This window comes from Sphingobium sp. SG1 (assembly GCF_057063145.1).
In genome coordinates this window covers 1-241 of record NZ_JBVVOJ010000113.1, presented here as the reverse complement: position 1 = coordinate 241, position 241 = coordinate 1, and the positions used below count along the sequence as shown (strand labels likewise).

Sequence of the window (241 nt, the reverse complement as noted above, 5' to 3'; positions counted from 1 at the left end):
AGCCTACACGGCGCCAAATTCGGGTGCCGGTGCGGGTTATCAGTATCAGTACACGCCGCGCCCGCAATCGACGGTGCCGGTGGCCGAAGCCCAGGCGGCGTACCGTGAGTTTTTTGCGCCGCTGCCGGGTGCCGAGCCGGGTGCTGCTGTGGCGTTGCCCGAAGGCGGTGGTGATATTCCGCCGCTGGGCTATGCGCTGGCGCAGCTCAAAGGCATTTATATCCTTGCCGAAAACGCCCAT

1 protein-coding gene is annotated in these 241 nt (G+C 64.3%); it reads left to right on the top strand.

All coding sequences use genetic code 11. The annotated features are described in order from the left end of the window. On the top strand, nucleotides 1-241 hold a 241-nt coding region (locus tag AC0KVN_RS27760), incomplete at both ends, for a hypothetical protein (RefSeq protein WP_483656885.1).